At 68.4% G+C, this 20156-nt stretch carries 19 protein-coding genes; 12 read left to right on the top strand and 7 right to left on the bottom strand.

What is annotated here, in order from left to right:
- Window positions 1-142 precede the first annotated feature (142 nt).
- Together BKA25_RS22995 and BKA25_RS28690 are read left to right on the top strand one after the other, a co-directional pair.
- Window positions 143-1141 carry a DNA recombination protein RmuC gene (locus tag BKA25_RS22995; RefSeq protein WP_069846716.1) on the top strand — a complete coding sequence of 333 codons (999 nt, stop codon included), beginning with the start codon at window positions 143-145 and terminating at the stop codon, window positions 1139-1141.
- Between the two features lie 91 nt (window positions 1142-1232).
- Complete coding sequence (locus BKA25_RS28690) at window positions 1233-2192, top strand: DUF6542 domain-containing protein (protein ID WP_375791866.1); 960 nt, start codon at window positions 1233-1235, stop codon at window positions 2190-2192.
- A gap of 307 nt (window positions 2193-2499) precedes the next feature.
- Here the strand turns inward: BKA25_RS28690 and BKA25_RS23000 are convergent, their stop codons facing one another.
- Entirely contained in the window at window positions 2500-3525 is a 1026-nt protein-coding gene (locus BKA25_RS23000) for a 4-hydroxy-3-methylbut-2-enyl diphosphate reductase (protein WP_084642520.1), read from the bottom strand.
- A 115-nt stretch (window positions 3526-3640) separates the two neighbouring features.
- Here BKA25_RS23000 and BKA25_RS23005 point away from each other — a divergent pair, with 115 nt between their 5' ends.
- The 4 genes from BKA25_RS23005 to BKA25_RS23020 are packed head-to-tail and all read left to right on the top strand — an operon-like array spanning window position 3641 to window position 6409.
- Window positions 3641-4420, top strand: coding sequence for a lipid droplet-associated protein (locus BKA25_RS23005; RefSeq protein ID WP_069846711.1), 780 nt, complete (start codon window positions 3641-3643; stop codon window positions 4418-4420).
- Window positions 4417-5718, top strand: a complete 1302-nt coding sequence (gene xseA, locus BKA25_RS23010) for an exodeoxyribonuclease VII large subunit (protein WP_084642518.1) — start codon at window positions 4417-4419, stop codon at window positions 5716-5718. Before BKA25_RS23005 ends, xseA begins: the two co-directional genes overlap by 4 nt.
- A 2-nt stretch (window positions 5719-5720) precedes the next feature.
- A complete protein-coding gene (locus BKA25_RS23015) occupies window positions 5721-6149 on the top strand; it encodes a hypothetical protein (protein ID WP_069846709.1) in 429 nt (142 codons plus the stop codon).
- Between the two features lie 20 nt (window positions 6150-6169).
- Window positions 6170-6409 (top strand): exodeoxyribonuclease VII small subunit, encoded by a 240-nt coding sequence (locus BKA25_RS23020; protein WP_069853261.1) that lies wholly within the window; start codon window positions 6170-6172, stop codon window positions 6407-6409.
- A 114-nt stretch (window positions 6410-6523) separates the two neighbouring features.
- On the opposite strand, the gene BKA25_RS23025 is transcribed toward BKA25_RS23020, so the two are convergent.
- The 3 genes from BKA25_RS23025 to BKA25_RS23035 all read right to left on the bottom strand — a co-directional run bounded on the left by BKA25_RS23025 (window position 6524) and on the right by BKA25_RS23035 (window position 8760).
- Window positions 6524-7261 carry a hypothetical protein gene (locus BKA25_RS23025; RefSeq protein ID WP_069846708.1) on the bottom strand — a complete coding sequence of 246 codons (738 nt, stop codon included), beginning with the start codon at window positions 7259-7261 and terminating at the stop codon, window positions 6524-6526.
- Window positions 7258-7923, bottom strand: a complete 666-nt coding sequence (locus BKA25_RS23030) for an RNA polymerase sigma factor (RefSeq protein WP_084642517.1) — start codon at window positions 7921-7923, stop codon at window positions 7258-7260. Before BKA25_RS23030 ends, BKA25_RS23025 begins: the two co-directional genes overlap by 4 nt.
- A 234-nt stretch (window positions 7924-8157) precedes the next feature.
- Window positions 8158-8760, bottom strand: a complete 603-nt coding sequence (locus tag BKA25_RS23035) for a DUF4245 domain-containing protein (RefSeq protein WP_157420936.1) — start codon at window positions 8758-8760, stop codon at window positions 8158-8160.
- Window positions 8761-9115: 355 nt separating this feature from the next.
- Between BKA25_RS23035 and glpX the strand changes: the two genes are divergently transcribed.
- The 3 genes from glpX to BKA25_RS23050 all read left to right on the top strand — a co-directional run bounded on the left by glpX (window position 9116) and on the right by BKA25_RS23050 (window position 12251).
- Window positions 9116-10096, top strand: a complete 981-nt coding sequence (gene glpX, locus BKA25_RS23040) for a class II fructose-bisphosphatase (RefSeq protein WP_236750891.1) — start codon at window positions 9116-9118, stop codon at window positions 10094-10096.
- A gap of 190 nt (window positions 10097-10286) precedes the next feature.
- The gene (locus tag BKA25_RS23045) at window positions 10287-11150 is read left to right on the top strand and encodes a S1 family peptidase (RefSeq protein ID WP_069846703.1); all 864 of its coding nucleotides are present in this window, start codon (window positions 10287-10289) and stop codon (window positions 11148-11150) included.
- A 249-nt stretch (window positions 11151-11399) separates the two neighbouring features.
- Window positions 11400-12251 (top strand): S1 family peptidase, encoded by an 852-nt coding sequence (locus tag BKA25_RS23050; protein ID WP_069846701.1) that lies wholly within the window; start codon window positions 11400-11402, stop codon window positions 12249-12251.
- Between the two features lie 38 nt (window positions 12252-12289).
- Here the strand turns inward: BKA25_RS23050 and BKA25_RS23055 are convergent, their stop codons facing one another.
- Entirely contained in the window at window positions 12290-13276 is a 987-nt protein-coding gene (locus BKA25_RS23055; RefSeq protein ID WP_069846699.1) for an NAD(P)/FAD-dependent oxidoreductase, read from the bottom strand.
- A gap of 112 nt (window positions 13277-13388) precedes the next feature.
- Between BKA25_RS23055 and BKA25_RS23060 the strand changes: the two genes are divergently transcribed.
- Window positions 13389-14813: a class II fumarate hydratase gene (locus BKA25_RS23060; RefSeq protein WP_069846698.1), complete on the top strand. Its 1425-nt coding sequence runs from the start codon at window positions 13389-13391 to the stop codon at window positions 14811-14813.
- Between the two features lie 91 nt (window positions 14814-14904).
- Here BKA25_RS23060 and BKA25_RS23065 read toward each other — a convergent pair whose 3' ends face one another.
- Together BKA25_RS23065 and BKA25_RS23070 are read right to left on the bottom strand one after the other, a co-directional pair.
- The gene (locus BKA25_RS23065) at window positions 14905-15981 is read right to left on the bottom strand and encodes a glycerophosphodiester phosphodiesterase (RefSeq protein ID WP_084642514.1); all 1077 of its coding nucleotides are present in this window, start codon (window positions 15979-15981) and stop codon (window positions 14905-14907) included.
- A 166-nt stretch (window positions 15982-16147) separates the two neighbouring features.
- Window positions 16148-17083 (bottom strand): DMT family transporter, encoded by a 936-nt coding sequence (locus BKA25_RS23070; protein WP_236750478.1) that lies wholly within the window; start codon window positions 17081-17083, stop codon window positions 16148-16150.
- A 47-nt stretch (window positions 17084-17130) separates the two neighbouring features.
- On the opposite strand from BKA25_RS23070, the gene pdxR reads away from it, so the two are divergent.
- The gene (gene pdxR / locus BKA25_RS23075; RefSeq protein WP_069846694.1) at window positions 17131-18651 is read left to right on the top strand and encodes a MocR-like pyridoxine biosynthesis transcription factor PdxR; all 1521 of its coding nucleotides are present in this window, start codon (window positions 17131-17133) and stop codon (window positions 18649-18651) included.
- 10 nt (window positions 18652-18661) lie between these two features.
- Complete coding sequence (locus BKA25_RS23080) at window positions 18662-20101, top strand: GuaB1 family IMP dehydrogenase-related protein (protein ID WP_069853259.1); 1440 nt, start codon at window positions 18662-18664, stop codon at window positions 20099-20101.
- Window positions 20102-20156 lie beyond the last annotated feature (55 nt).

The raw sequence follows: 20156 nt of genomic DNA on the forward strand, positions 1-20156 counted from the left end.
CTTCTCACCCCCCAAATTCACTCGAACTGATGTTCGATAGCCGGATTACGAGCATTGCGACCTGCAGGTGTGCATGATCGGTTTCGGGTAGCACTGTCCACCCGGGATTTCCGGAAACGACGAGGCAGGAAGGAGGCGAACCATGTCCGCAGTAGTCATCAGCACGGCGGCGATCGTGCTCGCATTGGCGATGGCCTGCGCTCTGGCGATGGTTTGGCGGCTGTACACCGACAGCATGCGTCGAACGGACGCGACCATGCAGCTCGTCGAGCAGGAGCGAGCCAGATCCGCCACGCATCAGGCAGCACTCCGCCGTTACGAGGTCGCTTTCGCCTCGATCAGCGGGCGCGGCGAGCTGGGCGAACAGGTGCTCGTCGAAACGGCCCGAGCCTTAGGGCTTCGCGAAGGGCTCCATTTCACGGTCCAGACCGATCTCGCAGGTGGCGGAGCGGCCCGACCGGACCTCGTCCTCATGGTCGGGGACGGACGCCGGGTGCCGGTCGATGCCAAGACGAGCCTGGCTGTTTGGTTGGAGGCCGTCGAGACCGACGATGCAGCCGAGCGGGCCGACGCGCTGCGCGTGCATGCCCGCAACATCCGGTCGCGAGCGACCGAACTCGCCGGGAAGGAATATCAGCGGTGGGCCGACGCCATCTACGGCGCCATCATGTTCGTCCCGTCTGATGCAGCCGTCGTCGCCGCGCTGGATACCGACCCACACCTGCTGCGCTGGCTGCTCGATCGACGGGTCTTCCTTTGTGGACCGACCGGCTTCGGCGTACTTGCCTCGGCTGCGTTGTTCGCCGCCACCGAGCACGCCCTCGCCGAGGACGTCGAACAGGTCCGGCGCCAGGCCGCCACCGCTCATCGATCGGCTGGCGCTGCGATCGACGCGGTGAACCTGTCAAGCACGCATCTGCAGCGCTTCCTGTCGGCGAGAAGACGCGAACTCGACGCCTTGGAGAGCTTCCGAACCGCCACCGAGCCGCTGAGAGAGGCGGCCGCGAGCCCGACCGAGGTCGCGGCGGTCCGTCGCGACGAGACAGTCGCAGCGCTATTGCCCGCCGATCGACAAACGACGACAGAACTGTCGGCCGAGCAGCCGACTGCGGAAGGAGAACGGGTCATGAACCGGGATTGAACGGGCAAGGCCGACATTCACTCGACCGGCTACATGCGTGAAGTTCCCGGTCCGACCGAATCCATACGGTGAACACATTACGGTGGACGCCGTGAGCGCTTCCCGCGACCGTGAACAGCCGCCGTCGACCCTTGACGAGCAAGCAGCGACCCCCTGGGCCGAACGATCCGCATTCCGTGATTCCCGAGGCATTACCTGGTGGGCCGCGTCGCTGCTCGCGATCGGGGCCACTTTGGTCGGGACCTTCGTGGATGTGCTGTTCCTGGGCGGCCCTCGGCTCGTCTCCCAGGTGATTTACGCCATCGGCTGTCTGCTGGCGATCCTCCTGGTTCAGCGACAGAGTCTGTTCGGACCGATCGTCCAGCCGCCGTTGATCCTGGGTGTGTCGCTTCCGCTGGTCCTGTGGCTCACCGGCGAAGCTGCGGGTGCCGGGATGGCCACGGCGGCGCTCAGCCTCGCAATGCCCCTGCTCAATGCATTTCCCGTGATGGGCATCACTACGGTACTCACGGTCGGTATCGGGCTCGCCCGTTACTTTCTGCAACGCCAACCATTGGCCGTTGAGGAGGACACGGCAGACAAAGTCAAGGTCAGTGCGAGCGACCGTCCGGCCAAGGGCGGCAGGCCCACAACGGACCGGCGTGGCCGATCCGAGCGCACGGGCGGTGGGCTCGATTCCGGTCGGCCGAGCGCGGCCAAGGCCGAGGGCCGTGGAAGCCGACCCGCAGGGCAGGGCAAGACGCCGGGCCGAAGTTCTGCAGCGGCGGGCCAGGCACGGTCGTCGGCAGAGCGAACGGGCGGGCAGCGTCGTCCCGGTAGGCCTAGCCCTCGATCGGGCGACGAGGACGGTGCGCCGCGTGGGTCGGCACGTCGCACCAGTGCCGCAGGTGGGCCGGCTAAGCAGGGGGGTCGACCGGGTCGACCAGACCAGCGATCGGGTCGCCCCGTTCGGAACGCTCGTGACGCGGGTGACGGGGGGCCGGCTGGTGGCAGGCCTCGGCCGGATCCCCGGCGTAGGCCACCGCGCAGTCGGGATGATTTCGACGACTGAGTTGTCGACGACCAAGCCGTGCACGACCGCGCAGCTGACGACGACCACCAGCTAGAGCTGTTCAACGACGGGCGCGTGAGGCGCGATTGCGCCAGCTCGTCCGATTGGCACCCGACTGACCCGTCGGGAGTGAGCGGCGCGCAACCACAGGCTTCGACCGATCGGCGCCCGACCGATCGGTTGATGACCGAGGCCGATCGAGCCGAGAGCGCCGATCAAGCCGAGACCGCTGATCGAGCCGACTGGGCCGATCAAGCAGAGTGCGCCACGTACGGCGGGCCCGATCGATGCGGGCCCGCCGAGGACGTCAGCGCACGTCCGACATCGCCTGCCGCAGCTCGCGCGGCAGTGCGAAGGTGATCTTCTCGTTGGCGGTGGTGACCTCTTCGACCTCGCCGTACCCGCGTTCTGCCAGGTAGTCGATGACGCCGAGCACCAGGATGTCCGGTACCGAGGCCCCACTGGTCACCCCGACCGTGGTGACGCCTTCGAGCCACTTCTCATCGATCTCGCGGGCGTAGTCGATGAGATAGGCGGCGTCGGACCCCGCCTGCACGGCCACCTCGACCAGCCGCTTCGAGTTCGACGAGTTCTGGGAACCGACTACCAGCACGAGCTCGCATTCCGCAGCCATCGCCTTGACGGCGACCTGGCGGTTCTGGGTGGCGTAGCAGATGTCGTCGGACGGTGGGTCACGCAGCTCGGGGAAGCGCTCCTTGAGCTGGTCGACGCGCTCCATGGTCTCGTCGACGCTCAGGGTCGTCTGCGATAGCCAGATCACCTTCGACGGGTCCCGCACCTCGACCTTGGCGACGTCCTCCGGACGGTCGACCAGCTGTACGTGGTCCGGGGCCTCGCCTGCGGTGCCCTCTACTTCCTCGTGACCTTCGTGCCCGATCAGCAGGATGTCGTAGTCGTCGCGGGCGAAGCGGCGGGCTTCCTGGTGGACCTTGGTGACCAACGGGCAGGTGGCATCGATGGTGCGCAGGTTCCGACGCTCGGCCTCCTCGTGCACGGCAGGCGACACGCCATGGGCGGAGAAGACGACCAGCGCACCCTCGGGCACCTCGTCGGTCTCGTCGACGAAGATCACGCCTCGGTCCTGCAAGGTCTCGACGACGTGCTTGTTGTGCACGATCTCCTTGCGGACGTATACCGGTGCGCCGTAGGTGTCCAGGGCCTTCTCGACCGTGATCACCGCGCGGTCCACCCCCGCGCAGTAGCCGCGCGGCTTGGCCAACAGCACGCGTTTCCGGGCGGTCGTCTCGGCCTGCTCCTGCTCCGGCTGGCCGAGCGGCTGCGAGGAAGAGGCTTCTGGGGTCGAGGCGGTCATGGGTCCCAGCGTACGGATCCCGATCTGAGGGTCCCACTCTGCCGCCCGACCACCGGTACAGCGGATTTGCCGGTTCGCGCTGTGCAGTCGCCGTCACCTACGGCACGCTGAAGTCATGACAAACTTGCCACTACCCGTTCGGCTGGCCGCGGGTCTGGCGGTAGCCGCCGTCGAACAGGCCCGAAGATTGCCAGAGCAACTCGCCGGATTGCCGGTCACGGTGGTCAGTCAGGCGTTGTCGCTGTCGATGCGCGTTCAGCAGCAGGTGACCGAGCTCGCCATCAAGGGCGACGAGGCGCTGTCCGGTCTGCGTGCGCCGGAGGAGAACCCGGAGTGGGCCACCTTCGACGAGGATCTCGCTCCCGAGGGCACCGCAGCCGGCGATGCCCGTCCGAACCGATCGGACGGGCAGGACAGGTCGGAGCCAACCCGGGCCTCCGACGCGGACGACACCGAAACCGACGATCTCGACGACTTCGATGATGCGTTGGCTGTCGACGCATTGGGCAACGGCTCCTTCGGTGTTCCCGTCACCGGCGACACAGCCGGCCCGGGCCCGGCGAAGTCCGAGCGGACCGGCACGGCGACGAGAACTCGTACGCCCGCCTCGACCGCGAAGCGGGCCCACCCCGACTACGAGGACCTCGAGGACCCGATCGACGATGCCGATCCCGGGCGGTCCCTGGTGGAGCCGCGACGCGCGGAGGCCGTGTTGATCTCGGAGGAGCCCGTCACCGGCTACGATGGGTTCAGCCTTGCTCAGCTGCGGGGCAGGCTCCGGGGCTTCTCGCCGGAGCAGCTGCGCGCGCTGCTCGCCTACGAGAAGAGCGGCACCGCGCGGCCCGACTATGTACGTATGCTTTCGAATCGGCTGGCGACGGTGAGCGCCGAGTGACCTCTCAATCCAGACAACCCTCGCAGTCGAACCAGTCCGCAGCCGAGGGTTCCGCCGCGCCGCCGACCTCACCGGCACAGCCGTGGCCGGTTCGGACGGTGGCGCGCAAGATCTCCGAGTGGGTCAACCGCCTCGGGTCGGTGTGGGTGGAAGGCCAGATCACGCAGATCTCGGCCCGTCCCGGTACCGGCACGGCGTTTCTGACCTTGCGTGATCCGGCGGCCGAGGTGTCGCTGACCCTGACCTGTCCGGCGGGTCTGGTGCGGTCGGCCAGCCCGCCGCTCACCGATGGGGCCCGTGTCGTGGTGCACGGACAGCCGACGTTCTATCTCGGTCGGGGCACGTTGAGCCTGCGGGTGGACGAGATCCGGGCCGTCGGGATCGGCGAGTTGTTGGCGAGGATCGAACGTCTGCGCCGGTTGCTCGCGGCCGAGGGCATGTTCGATCCGGCGCGTAAGCGCAAGCTGCCGTTCCTGCCGAGCAAGGTGGGGCTGATCACCGGTCGGGCCTCCGCCGCCGAGCACGATGTCATCACCAACGCGACGGCTCGATGGCAGTCGGTCCGATTCGAGGTCCGCAACGTCGCGGTACAGGGCACGACGGCGGTCCCGCAGATCGTCACGGCCCTGCGCGAGTTGGATGCCGATCCCGATGTCCAGGTGATCGTGATCGCCAGGGGCGGTGGCAGTGTCGAGGATCTGCTGCCGTTCTCCGACGAGACCCTGTGTCGAGCGGTGGCGGCCTGCGGGACGCCGATCGTCAGTGCCATCGGCCACGAACCGGACACCCCGTTGTTGGACCACGTCGCGGATCTTCGCTGTTCAACGCCTACCGGCGCGGGCAAGCGGGTCGTGCCCGACATGGCGGAGGAGGTCTCCAGAATCAGTCTGCTGCGGGACCGGGGGCGGCGTGCCCTGCATGGTTGGGTGGACCGTGAAACCCGGTTGTTGACGTCCTTGCGCAGCCGTCCGGTCCTGGCGTCTCCGCTTGTTCCACTGGCACATCGGGCGCAGGAAGTGGCAACATTGCGCGAGCGCAGCCTTCGTGCGGTGCTGACGGGGTTGTTGACCGCGGAGTCTGGTCTCGATGCGACCCGATCCCGATTGACCACTCTCGGACCGGCAGCCACGTTGGCTCGCGGTTACGCGGTCGTACAACGTGTTGACGCGGATGGAGCTGCCGGGGTGCTCACATCCATCGCCGATGCCACACCGGAGACGGTGTTGCGGGTTCGCGTAGTCGACGGCGCGGTGCAGGCCATCGTGACACACCCGACTGACAGCGGTGACCGGAGGTAGCGGTGCCCTACCCGGCGAGCAAGCCCACCTTTCTTCCTCTCACCTTGGCTGCGGTAGGTACCTTGCCGACCGCTGTCGAGGAGCCGGCGAGACCGCCTGCCACCCAGATGGTCCGGCAGAGCGCTGAGGAGGCCGATCGTGCTGCGGCCGACTGCTGGCTCGGGCTGCTCGCGGGCTGCGATTCGCCTGCACGGCGGGATCTGATCGGTCGGCTCCGGGTGTTATTCGATGCGTTGTCCTCGGAGGCGGGGCGGGATCACTGGCGTGATTCCGCTCATCGGCTGCGAGTGGCCGAGGCGACATCGCGGGTCGGCGACGCCGTCGATGAGGGAGATGGCGCAGAGTTCGCCGAGGCGATCAACAACTACGACCAGACGGTGGCCACCGCAGTGGTCTCGCTGCGGATCCACCTGGGAAGCTCGACGGTGTGAAGGAACAGGACGAGCAGTCGATGTCGGCCTCGGTGGAACCGGATGCCGAACAGTCCGCGCTGGGCTACGAACAGGCCAGGGACGAGCTGGCAGAGGTGGTCCGCAGGTTGGAGGCGGGCGGGCTGTCGTTGGAGGACTCGCTCGCACTCTGGGAGCGCGGGGAGGCCCTGGCGACGGTCTGCGAACGCAGGCTGGCGGGCGCCCGGCAACGCGTGGAGCAGGCGCTGGCAGCCGTGCAACCGCCTGCCGAAGAGCAGTGACCCGCCCATCGGGGCACGGCAGCGAGCACTTGTCGTCGGGAGATGTTCGGCCGAGTCAGACCCGGCGGATGGCCGCAGCCCATGGTTCGGACTACGGCCTCCGCACCGATGTGGTCAGTTCCCGGCTCCGGGTTCAGTGACCGGCTCGCAGGGCAGAACTTCGCCTTGGCCCTGGCTCACCCCGAGGCCGGTGATGGGCAACGTCCCGGCCGCCTCGATCACCAGTGTGGTCTCGCCGTCGGCGAAGTCGCCCGGGTTCAGGACGAAGGCCGCATACGAATTGCCATCGGAGTCCATTCCGATCTCGACGGAGGTCGCGCCGTCGGGCACAGCAATCGGGTCGAGTTCGGCCCCGGTAGCCGGGTCGTCGGGCCCGGCCATCCCGTCGATCGAGGTCTCGACCCCGTCTTCCATGATACTGCCGCCCACCTCGACGTCCTCGTCGATGATGGAATCCTCGGGGCCTGGAGCGGCGGGCTGCTGATCGAGGAACCGAGGCTGCCTGCAGAACTGGCCCTCGGGTAGGTAGTCCACCAAGGCCGGGATGCCTGCTTCGGCGAGTGCGTCCTCCAGTTCCTCGGCATCCCGGAGATCTGAGATCTCGATGCGCACCAATCCGTCGTTCTGCTTTTCGACGGAGAAGGCTGCGGTGCTGGTGCCGAGCATCAACGCGACCACTCCGGTGGTTCCGAGGGCGGTGAGCCCGGCAGCGGCGACCAACCGAGGGCCCCGCGATCGGCGCGCGGGTTGGGGTGTCGGCTGCAGCTGGCTGCTGTTTTCGGCGATGACCTCTTTGAGCTCGACGAGGAGACGGTCCTCGAATCGACGGGTTGCGCTGCGTTCGCTGGTCATGTCCGTGCCTCCACAATCCTGGTCGCGTTAGCGGACTTGCTCTTCGCGGTCGGCCTGCGCACTCCGGTGGGTGCCGTGCCCGCGTGCTTGTTCGGCGCCGCGTGGTTGTTCGTGCCGGCGTCCAAGTGGTGTCGCATCCGCTTCCTGGCTCGGTGCAGCCGCACCCTGGCGGCGACCGAGGTGATACCGAGTGCCAGCGCCGCGTCGGCCACCGATAACCCATCCAGCGCCGTCAGTTCGAGTACGGCACGTTCTCCGTCGGCTAAGCGCTCCATCGCCACCATGAGCGTGCGGGAGGAGGCTGCGGCGTCGATGCGGTCCACCAATGCGGCGATGTCGTCCTCGTCGGCGAGGGCCCGGCCTGCGATCCGGCTCGCGGCGACGAGGCCTCGGGCGCGGCGCCTGCGCTCCGAGGACACGACGTTGCGTGCCACACCGAACAGCCAGCCGGTGGCGCTACCGCGTCCCGGTCGGTAGGTGTGGGCGGAATCGATCACGGCCAGGAAGACCTCGGCGGTCAGGTCGGCTGCGAGGTGTGGATCGTCGACCCGACGGGCGACGAAGCGCTGCACCGCCTCCACGTGGGCCCGGTAGAACCGTTCGAATGCCTGTTGATCGTGCGATATCCGTGCGAATTCTGTCTCGGATTGCTCTGCTGTCATTCCGTCACCCGCTTGCCCTCATCGGTTTACGACAGTTCTTGGCTGCGGGCGGGGCAGGTGTTACCGATGTTCGTTTCGTGGTCTTGCCAGTGGCGTCGCCGGGACGCGAGCGCCTGCCCTGGCAGTCGAGGTCACACCCGGTCAAGGGCAGGAACGCATCAACACCGGGCAGTCAGCTGAAGAACGCCGTATCGCTGTCGCCCGGCTCACCGCTGCCAGTGTCGAAGAGCTTGCTCAGTCGGCGGCGACCACGTCTGCCGCGACGACGGCTTCGGCCATCTGGTGGAAGTCGGACTCTGCGGCGCTCCCGGTGAGCAGCAGCATCGTGCCGTCGAACTCGGTGACCCAGATGGATTCGTCGCGTTCACCGAGGTAGTGGACCCATTCGAGGTCGGCGGCCGTCACCACGCCCTGGCCTCTCGGGTCCTGTCGCGCCTCATAGCGGACCAGGGCCCCCTCGTCGGCCACGGCTTGGGAGAGTCGCAGGTAGGAGCCGTCGGGGGTCAGCCAGCCGACGCGGACGGCTTGGTCCCCCTCGGGGGTGAGCTCGTCGACGCGCATGGTGGTGGCCTGCCAGTCCGCTCCCGGCTCCGGTGAGCGAACGGGGAAGTCGACCCGGTCTGCCGCCCGTGGCAGGTCGGTCTCCAGGTCGACGGTGCGCGCGGGGATGGACTGGGGATCCGGGCCGGACGGGTTGAACGAACACCTGCCCAGCACACCCATCAGCACCAGGATGGCCACCGCGAGGAACAGCATCGAACCCACCATGTCCTTACCGGTCAGGTTCGCCCGGTTCGGTTTCTGCAGGGGTGGCGGGGTCGACTTCGGCACTGTCACCACACCATCGTCTCAGCAGCCGTTCCTCGATCTGTCCCGGCATCGGCTTCCGGCCTGCGCTCCCGCCGCAGGCGTCGAACCGGGGCTGACCTGACCGGATCCGCCGATCGCGGGATGCGGTCCCCCTTCCGGGCGCATCGAACGAGTGTGTCGTGCCACCTTGCTCGATCCACGTCCGCGTCAGCTCCCAACAAGACCGCGATCTCTGCCAACATCGACGCACCCTCCTACTCTTCGAACGAGTGGGTCCACCATTCCGGGAGACGCCATGACCACGCCGCCGCCCGCAGCACACCACCTCGCCGAGCCCGATCCGGCCGCGCCGCATCGGGAGGCTCCGGACCGCAACCTCGCCATGGAGCTGGTCCGGGTGACCGAGGCCGCCGCGATGGCCTCCGGACGCTGGGTCGGCCGAGGCGACAAGATCGGCGGCGATCAAGCGGCCGTCGATGCGATGCGCAAGTTGATCGGCACCGTCTCGATGCGCGGGGTCGTGGTGATCGGGGAAGGCGAGAAGGACGAGGCCCCGATGCTGTTCAACGGGGAGAAGGTCGGCGACGGTAACGGACCCGATTGCGACGTGGCGGTCGACCCGATCGACGGGACGACGCTGATGGCCAAGGGGATGCCCAACGCGCTGGCGGTGTTGGCGGTGGCCGAGCGCGGCGCGATGTACGACCCATCGGCGGTCTTCTACATGGAGAAGCTCGCGGTCGGCCCCGAGGCGGCGGCCTCGGTGGATATCGCGGCGCCGGTGGCGGAGAACATCCGGCGGGTCGCCAGGGCCAAGCAGATCGGGATCTCCGATGTCACGGTCTGCATCCTGGACCGTCCCCGGCACGAGACGCTGGTCCGGGAGGTGCGGGAGGCCGGGGCGCGGATCCGCTTCGTCTCCGATGGCGACGTCGCGGGCGCGATCGCCGCAGCGCGGCCCGGCACCGGTGTCGATCTGCTCCTCGGGATCGGCGGAACGCCGGAGGGGATCATCGCCGCAGCCGCGTTGAAGTGCCTCGGCGGAACGATGCAGGGCAGGCTGTGGCCGAAGGACGACGAGGAGCGGTCCCGGGCGGTGGCGGCGGGCCACGATCTGGATCGCGTGTTGGAGACCGACGACCTGGTTCGCGGTGACAACGTCTTCTTCTGCGCCACCGGCATCACCGACGGTGATCTGCTACGCGGGGTGCACTACCGCGCGGGTGGCTGCACGACCCAGTCGATCGTGATGCGCTCGAAGTCGGGGACCGTCCGTTTGATCGACGGCTACCATCGGATCACCAAGCTCCGCGAGTACGCCTCGGTGGACTTCGGTTCGGCCGGGGACCCCCAGGAGTTCTAAAGCCCCGCAGCCCTGTTCGACGCTCGACACCACGCAACGGACCGGTGGCCACCCCACCGTCACCGGTCCGTGAGCCCGGACGCGGGTGCATCCGCCGCAGTCGGCTCGACGTCGGCTCGCTGCACCAGCCAGATCTTTACCGCCCTCTTCGATCCTGTGGTGCACAGGTTCGTTCACGAGAAGAGGGTTCATGCGACTCCGAAAGTCCATCGCGGCAGTGTTCGCCGCCGCCGTCGCCCCCGTCTTGATCGCCACGGCAGGGCCCGCCTCGGCGACCGAGGACGCGGACACACGTATCTCGCAGGTCAGCGAGGCCGAAGCAATCTCGGACGCCGACCGCATCGAGACGATGATCGTCGGCGGCCGGGATGCGACCGAGGACTACCCGTTCATCGCGACGTTCATCCGTCCCGACGGCTCGCTGGGCTGCTCCGGCAGTCTCGTCGACGAGAACTGGGTCGTGACCGCAGCGCACTGCGTCTACGACGGCAGGGTCGATGGCAACACGCTTCGAGTGGGCAGCATCAACGGCGACGAGGGCGGAACGGTCGTCGACTTCACCGAGATCATCATCCACCCGGATTACGACGACTCCGAGGTGACGCGCGTCGACATGGACATCGCGCTGCTCCGCTTGGAGAACCCGATCCCCGACGCCCAGCCGATCACGCTGCAGGCACGGCGTCCCGCCGACGACCAGTTCGGTTTGTTGTTGGGCTGGGGTCAGCAGTGCGCGGAGCCGGGTGGCTGCGGCCAGGCCGACATCCTCCAAGAGCTGGAGGCTTTGATCGACAACCGGATGGACTGCCAGTACGGATTCAACGCGGAGACCGAGTTGTGTCACGTGTCGGCCGAGGGCACCGGTCCCTGCTACGGCGACTCCGGCGGCCCGATGCTGGCCGAGCGCGAGGGCATCACCTACCTGGCTGGTGTCACCGCTCGCATCGCCTACCCCGGCGAGGACGGCGCTTCGCCCACCTGCGCACAGGGCGTGTCGATCTCGACCGACGTCGCCTACCACTACAGCTGGATCCAGTCGCACATCGCGGCCTGATCTAGGACGGTTCTTCGGAGGTGGCGGTCGTGGATCTCGCGGCCGCCACGTCCCAACTCGAGTGTCCGAGGAACCATAAGCAAGGAGCAGCCGTCGTCAGGCTCGCCGAGGCAGGCTTCGATCGATCGGCGCTCGCCCTAGGCTCGGTCGTTCTGCGATGTCCACGCTGTCCTGTTTGCTACACCAACCGGATCTTTACCCCCCTCTTCGACCCTGTGGCACACAGGTTCGTTCACGAGAAGAGGGTTCATGCGATTCCGCAAGTCCATCGCGGCAGTGTTCGCCGCCGCCGTCGCCCCGGTGCTGTTTGCCACGGCGGGGCCCGCAGGCGCGAGCGAGGACGTCTCGCAGGTTGATACGGCCGCCATCCAGGCTTCCGGAGCCGACAACATTGAAACGAAGATCATCAATGGTGGAGATGCGACCGAGGACTACCCGTTCATCGCCACGCTGCTCCGTCCCGATGGCACGCTGGGCTGCTCCGGCAGTCTCATCGACGAGAACTGGGTCCTGACCGCCGCGCACTGCGTCTACGGCGACCGGGCCGACAACAACAGCCTCCGCGTCGGCAGCATCAACGGCCACGAGGGTGGCACCGTCGTCGACTTCACCGAGATCATCATCCACCCGGACTACGACGACTCCGAGGTGACCCGCATCGACATGGACATCGCGCTCCTCCGCTTGGAGAACCCGATTCCCGACGCCCAGCCGATCACCAGGCACTCGCGTGGACCCGCCGATGTCCACCCCGCCCGGGTGCTGGGCTGGGGCCAGCAGTGCACCGAGCCCGGCGGCTGCGGCCAAGCCGAGATCCTCCAGGAACTGGACACCATCATCGATCGCAACCTCGGTTGTGAGGGGGGCTTCAACGCCCGGACCGAGCTGTGCACCAATCCCGGCCCCGGCTTCGGCACCTGTTACGGCGACTCGGGCGGCCCGCTGATGATCGAGCGCCTCGGTCAGTGGGAGCTGGCCGGGGTGACGGTCCGGTTCGGCTACGCGGGCGTCGATGGTGCATCGCCCTGGTGCGGCGACGGCAACACGATCTCGTCGAGCGTCGCGTTCCACAACGACTGGATCGACTCGCACATCGCCTGATCCTCGAACGCCGGGCGTGACGGCTCTCGATCGAGCCGTCACGTCTCGGTGGAGTGGCCGGGAAACAGATGCGCTGCCGGGTCGAGCGAGACTGCGATGTTGTTCACCGCCGTGGCCGCCTCGCCGAAACCGGTGGCGATCAGCCGGACCTTCCCCGGGTAGGCGGCGATATCACCCGCCGCGTAGATCCGGTCTCTGGACGTCCGCATAGTGGTGTCGACGGGAATCGTCCGCTGCTCGACGGTGATGCCCCAGGTCTCGATGGGTCCCAGGTCGGCGACGAAGCCGAGCGCGGCGATGACCCGTTGGGCGGGAAGCGTGCGGACTCCCCCGTCGGCGAGTCTGATCACCACCGCGTCGAGTCCGCTCGGTCCGTCGTGGAGTTCGGCGACCTCGGCCTCGGTGATGATCGGCACGCCGAGTTCACGGACGGTACGCACCAGCATCGGCTGGGCACGGAACCTGGCCCGTCGATGCACCAGGGTCACGCTGCGCGCGATGGGGTGCAGCGCATGCGCCCAGTCGAACGCCGAGTCGCCGCCACCGACGATGACGACGTCCTCGCCCTCGTGCGCGGACAGGTGTGGCACGAAGTGCAGCACCGAGCCGTCTGTCCGATTCCCTGCCCCCGGCAGCGGACGCGGCCGGAATTCACCGAGCCCGGCGGTGAGCAACACCGCCCTGGCGTCGATCCGCAGTCCGTCCGCGAGACCGACCCGGCTACCGCCGTCCGGTAGGGCGACCAGGGTGCGGGCCTGCCTGCCCAGCAGGTAGATCGGGTCGGCCCGGTCGGCTTGTTCGACCAACGCGGCGACCAGCTCCCGCCCGCGCACCGAGGGGAAGCCCGCGACGTCGAAGATCAGCTTCTCCGGATACATCGCGGTGATCTGACCACCGGCTTCCGGCAACGCATCCACGATCACGACCGAGAGTCCCCGGAAGCCCGCGTAGTAGGCCGCGAAGAGTCCGGCGGGGCCCGCGCCGAGCACCAACAGGTCGACCTCGTGATCCTGGTCTGCCGCCATCGACGCTCCGCTCTGCGAACTGGCTGCGGGCACTGTGGTGTGGACTACATCCAGGCTATGTGGTGGAGGTCGCGGTGCTCAGACATACACCCAACCGGTACAAACAGGAGCCATGACAGAGCAGCAGAGTGGCGCTCCGACCAACGACGGCGAATTCCGCATCGAACACGACACCATGGGCGAGGTCCGGGTCCCCGCCGACGCATTGTGGCGAGCACAGACCCAGCGGGCCGTGGAGAACTTCCCCATCTCGGGCCGGGGGTTGGAACGGGCCCAGATCAGGGCGTTGGGGCTGCTCAAGGCGGCGGCAGGCCGCGTCAACGGCAGGCTGGGCGTGTTGGACGCCGATCTGGCCGAGGCCATCGCGCAGGCTGCGGGCGAGGTCGCCGAGGGGCACCACGACGCGCACTTCCCGATCGACGTCTTCCAGACCGGCTCCGGAACCTCGTCGAACATGAACGCCAACGAGGTCATCGCGACGCTCGCGACGCGGATCGCGGGACGTGACGTTCATCCCAACGATCACGTCAACGCCTCGCAGTCCTCGAACGACACCTTCCCCACCACGATCCGGGTCGCGGCGACCGAGGCTGTGGTGACCGATGTGATCCCCGCGTTGGAGCACCTGGCCGCGACGCTGAACAAGCGGGCCCAGGAGTGGGCGACCGTGGTGAAGTCGGGCCGCACCCACCTGATGGACGCCGTGCCGATCACGCTGGGCCAGGAGGCGGCGGCGTGGGCCGCGCAGGTGCAGTACGGCATCGAGCGCCTGCACAGCAGCCTGCCCCGGCTGGGCGAGCTGCCGATCGGCGGCACTGCGGTGGGCACCGGGCTGAACGCCCCGGAGGGCTTCGGCGCGGCGGTGTCCGAGGAATTGGCCAACATCACCGGGTTGCCGCTGACCGAGGCTCGGGACCACTTCGAGGCCCAGGCCACCCAGGACGGTGTCGTCGAGGTCTCCGGTCAGCTCAAGACCGTCGCGGTCTCGCTGTTCAAGATCGCCAACGACCTGCGTTGGTTGGGCTCCGGCCCGAGGACCGGTCTGGCCGAGTTGGCGCTGCCCGACCTGCAGCCTGGTTCGTCGATCATGCCGGGCAAGGTGAACCCGGTGATCTCCGAGGCGACCATGATGGTGGTGGCCCAGGTGATCGGTAACGACGCGGCCGTGACCTTCGCGGGTTCGCAGGGCAACTTCCAGCTCAACGTGATGCTGCCGGTGATCGCCCGCAACGTCCTGGAGTCGAGCAGGCTCCTGGCGGCGGTCGCCCGGCTGCTGGCCGACAAGGTCGTGGCGGGTGCGGTGGCCGATGAGGACCGCACCAGGGAGTACGCCGAGTCCTCGCCGTCGGTGGTGACGCCGCTGAACCGCTACCTGGGCTATGAGGAGGCGGCCGCCATCGCCAAGCAGTCCCTCAAGGAACGCAAGACGATCCGCGAGGTCGTGCTGGAGCGTGGGCACGTCGAGAAGGGCACGCTCACGCTGGCGCAGCTCGACGAGGCGCTCGACGTGCTGCGGATGACCAATAGCGACCGCTGATCGAGGATGCACGAGGGCGGGCGGACCTGATCGGTCCGCCCGCCCTGTCGTTCTTCAGCGGCGGGTTCGGCCGCCGCGATGTCGGTCCGTGTCAACGGCAGTGGTGTTGTCCGCGCGGCAGTTCGAAGCCGTTGTCCTCGGCCACCGAACGCAGCCGCACCGGATAGTCGGTGATGATGCCGTCCACGCCGTCGTCGATCAGTTTCTGCATGGTGGCTTCGTCGTTGATCGTCCAGGGGATGACCTGGATGCCTGCGGCGTGTGCCTCGTCGACCAACGCCTCGGTGGTGAAGGGCACGTAGTCGGGGTCGTCGATGGTGGCGTTCTGCGGCTCGCCGTGGACCGGCGAGAGTGCGCTGGCGCCGAAGGACCGCACCGCCTCGACCGGGCTGCCGCCGAAGTCGTCGATGTCCAGTCCGCCCAGCCACGGGGAACGGCCCGGCTCGCCGACCTGCAGGAAGTTCGGCTCGGTGAGGGCGACCAGCGGCAGTCGGGGTTCCAATTCGCCCATCATCATCAGCGCGCCCCAGTCGAAGCTCTGGATGGTGGTGCGGTGCAGCATCCCGGCTCGCCGGATCTCCCTTGCCGCCACCCGCACGAAGTCCTCACGAGGCGCGGTCTCGTGCGGTGCCGCCGCCTCGACCTTGGTCTCGATGTTGAACCGGACGTCCCGTGCCCCGCACCGGCCGACGAGTTGGAAGACCTCGCGCAACGTCGGCATCGGCTCGCCGGGCGCCGGACGCTGCTCCGGGTACTGCGGTTGGGTCTGCGAGCCGCAGTCCAGGGTGCGGACCTGCTCGAAGGTCAGCGTGTGCACGTACTTGCCCGCGTAGGGGAAATCGGGGTCGCCCTCGAACACCGGTTCGGTGTCCTGGCACTTCGCCGGGTTGATCAGCCGGTCGTGGGTGACGACGTCCCGGCCGTCCCTGGTGATCTGGATGTCGAGTTCGAGGGTGGTCACACCGATGCGCAGGGCGTTCTCGAACGCGGGCAGGGTGCCTTCCGGCAGGTAGGCCATCCCGCCCCGGTGTGCCTGGATGTCGAAGGCCTGCTGCGGTGCCGGAGCCGACTCCACATCGGCTGATCCGACGGCCGATGCCTGGCCTACCGAGGAGATGAGCAGGGCGCCGACCAGCAGCGACACCACACCCGACGGTGATCTGACCATCAGCGGTTCCCTTCGCCCAGCGGGCACGCCCAGCCAGCGACCGTGCCTCGTCGGAGCAGCGTGGCACGGCGGATACACATCGAGGTGACCTGCGGGTTAGCGCCGGACGACGTCGGCACGCACGTCCGGGGTATCCGCCGCCGCGATTGGATGGTCGTCGCGCCGGTCAGGCCCTCGGCCGGTGAGCCGGTCGGGACGGCCCGACTCGCCGCAGCCCCACCGCGCAGCCCGCGGCCACCAGCGCCGCGCCCAGCAGCGCGGCCGAGGTTAGCTGCTGAGCGCTCAGACAGACCGAGGCCACCAAACCGGCCACCGGCATCGCGCCGATCAGCACCGCAGCCCGATCGGCGCCGATCCGCGAGACACAGTGGAACCACCACACGAAGGCAACGGAGGTGACCAGCAACCCCAACACGATCAGGGCGACGGTCTCCGTCGCATCGGGTAGTCGCCAGGCCGGTGGCCCCTCGGCCACCGCGCTGACCACTCCGGCGCCGATCGCCGCGATAAGACACGCGTAGGCGGAGGCACCGATCGCGCCCAGTCTGCGGATGGGGCCCACCGCGAAGAGGGTGAACGACACCTCGCCGAACATGGCAAGACAGGCGAGGAGCAAGCCCGGCCCCTGCCAGGAACCACCGCCGGAGAGCACCACGACACCCACCAAGACCAGGGTGGCTCCGCCGATGACCCATCGGCCGGGACGCCGACCGGCGAGCAGTGGCGCAAGAATTCCCAAGACCAGCGGCGCCGAACCGACCATCGCGGTCACGAACCCGGGATCCGCATGTCGTTGGGCCAGCAGCACACAGATGCTGAATCCCACCATTCCGAGGGTCGCCACTGCGCCGAGAGCGAGGAGGTCCCGAGGCACGAGCTTGGGTAACCGTTGACCCCGGAGCACCAGCCAGCCGAACAGCCCGGCCGCGCCGATCAGATAGCGCACGGATTGAGCGGCGAACAGCGGGTAGTCGTCCAACAGCCCGGTCACGGGTACCGATGCGCCCACCAGCGCTATCCCGAGTAGGCCGAATGCGATGGCAGGCGCCGCACTCTTGATCGTCGCGGGTTCGGGGATCGTCACGCTCCGTCGAACTGGCACGGAGAACAGCGTGATCGCCGAGTGAACCAAAGATAAGGTCCACCCTTATGGCGCCTGGCTGGACCACTTTGCGGGAGATCCTCCTACCCGAGATGGCTGCGTCCGCTCGGGGCAACCGGGAACGCACCCTCGAAGCGGCGCTGCGCACCGGAATCCGCGAAGGCAGGCTGGCCGCCGGATCACGGTTGCCGTCGAGCCGGGATCTCGCCGCGCAGCTCGGGGTGGCCAGGGGCACCGTGACCAGTGCCTATGCCCAACTCGCCGCAGAGGGCTACGTGACGTCCCGCCGAGGGTCGGGGACCTCGGTGGCCAAAGTTGCCGGCAGCGAGAGCAACTCAGCGTCCCGGGCCGTCTCCGTTCGAAGCGCCGCGCCGCTCTGGGATTTGCGGCCAGGGCTTCCCGCGCTCGCGGCGTTCCCGCGCGCGGCGTGGTTGGGTGCCTTACGACTCGGACTCGCCGAGCTCGCCGATCACGATCTCGGCTACCCCGAACCGGCCGGTCTGCCCGCCTTGCGTACCGAACTCGCGGCCTATCTCGGTCGGGTGCGCTCGGTACACGCCGATCCGGGAGATCTGATCATCACGCATGGAGCGGCCGAGGGCTTCTCGCTGTTGGCGACGCTGCTGCGCCGCAGCGGCCATCAGACGATCGCGGTCGAGGATCCGGGGCATCCAGGGCAACCGCAGCTCTTCGCCGAGCATGGGCTCTCGACAACGCCGATTCCCGTCGACGATCGGGGGCTGCGAATCGATGCGCTGACCGCAGCCGAGGTACGAGCCGTGCTGGTCACCCCGGCCCACCAATTCCCTCTCGGCGTCGCGATGGCGGCCGACCGTCGGCGGGAACTCGTCGACTGGGCACGGCGGGTGAACGGAGTGATCCTGGAGGACGATTACGACGCCGAGCATCGTTACGATCGGCCTGCCATCGGATCCATCCACTCGCTGGCCCCTGCACACGTCGTCTACCTGGGCAGCGTGAGCAAAACCCTCGCGCCGGCGCTGCGCCTCGGCTGGTTGGTCTCCCCAGCGGGCATGGGCGCCGAGCTGGCCAGGATCAAGCTGTTCCGGGACCTCGGCACCGGCACCCTCGAACAAGCTGCGTTGAGTCAATTGATTCGCAACGGCGGCTACGACCGCCATCTGCGGCGAACCCGTCGGATCAACCGGGATCGTCGGGATGCCCTGGCGGGAGCGCTGGCAACCCGGTTGTCGAGCTGGCGCGTGCGGGGCCCGGCCGCCGGGCTGCACCTGGTCGTCGAACTGCCTGCGGGATCGGATGACCGGCTGGTGAGTGCCGCACTCGCCGAAGCAGGTGTGGCAGCGCCCGCGCTCTCCTCCTATGCCAGGGGCGACGCGGGCGTGCCGGTTCCCGGTCTCGTGCTCGGCTATGCGTCGATGTCCGTCGATCGGCTGCGGGCGGCGGTCGACGCGCTGGCCGGGATCGTCGCCGGTCTGGGTGCCGCCGTGGGTACCGCGTCGACTGCCCCTCGCGGCGAACCCACCGCCGCTCCGGCACCCGATTCCAGCCAGGCGTCAACCGTTCCAGGACCGCTGCCTGCCACGTAGGGTGCTACGTGTGCAGTTCCTTGACGGACACCTCCCCGCCCACGATCTGACCTACGACGACGTCTTCCTGGTGCCCAGGCGCTCGGGAGTCGAGTCCAGGTTCGACGTGGACCTGTCGACCTCGGACGGCACCGGCACGACGCTGCCGCTGGTGGTCGCGAACATGACGGCGGTGGCGGGCAGGCGGATGGCCGAGACCGTGGCACGGCGCGGCGGGCTGGTGGTGCTGCCGCAGGATGTGGCGCCCTCGGCCGTCGCGGAGATCGTCGACTGGGTCAAGCACCGGCACACGGTGTGGGACACGGCGCTGGTGTTGGGCACCGAGGACTCGGTGGCCGACGCGTTGAACCTGCTGCCCAAGCGGGCGCACGGGCTCGTGGTGGTCGTGGACGACGAGCAGCGTCCGGTCGGCACCGTCGACGAGGCCGCCTGCACCGAGGTCGATCGATTCACCCGGTTGGGCGAGGTACTCGACTCCGATCTGGTGTTGGTCCCGACCGACACCGCGCCGCGCGAGGTCTTCGACCGGTTGCACGGCAAGCAGGCGAGCGCCGCCCTCTCGGTGGACGCCGATGGTCGACTGGTGGGTGTGCTCACCAGCCTCGGCGCGCTTCGGGCCGGGATCTACCAGCCGGCCGTGGACGACCGGGGTCTGTTGCGGATCGCCGCTGCGGTCGGCGTGAACGGCGACGTGGCCGCCAAGGCCGCCGCCCTGCTCGCCGCAGGCGTGGACGCCCTGGTCGTGGACACCGCGCACGGGCATCAGGAGAAGATGCTCAGCGCGCTCAAGACCATTCGTGCGTTGAACCCGCAGGTGCCGCTGGTGGCAGGCAACGTCGTGACGGCCGAAGGCGTTCGCGATCTGGTCGAGGCAGGCGCGGACGTGGTCAAGGTCGGCGTCGGACCGGGCGCGATGTGCACCACGCGGATGATGACCGGGGTCGGCAGGCCGCAGTTCTCCGCCGTCGCCGAGTGCGCGGCCCAGGCCAGGGCCCTCGGCAAGCATGTCTGGGCGGACGGCGGCGTGCGCCACCCGCGCGATGTCGCGTTGGCACTGGCGGCTGGCGCTTCCTCGGTGATGATCGGCTCCTGGTTCGCGGGAACCTACGAATCGCCGGGCGATCTTCGCCGCGACGAGAACGGCCGGGCCTACAAGGAGTCCTTCGGGATGGCGTCCAAGCGTGCGGTCGGGGCGCGGACCCGGACCGACAACGCCTTCGACCGGGCCAGGAAGGGCCTGTTCGAGGAGGGCATCTCGAGCTCGCGGATGCTGTTGGACCCGCGCAGGCCGGGTGTCGAGGATCTGATCGACGAGATCTCGGCCGGTGTTCGCTCCGCGTGCACCTATGCGGGCGCGCATACGCTCGCCGAGTTCCACGAGCGCGCCACGCTCGGCATCCAGTCCGCCGCGGGCTTCGCCGAAGGACGTCCGCTGCCCGCAGGCTGGTGACCGGTCCCCGAGCGCACTACCGGCGGATCTCGTCGGCCGGCCGGCCTCGCTGTGC

It is taken from the genome of Actinoalloteichus hymeniacidonis (assembly GCF_014203365.1).
GTDB classification, from domain to species: Bacteria; Actinomycetota; Actinomycetes; order Mycobacteriales; family Pseudonocardiaceae; genus Actinoalloteichus_A; species Actinoalloteichus_A hymeniacidonis.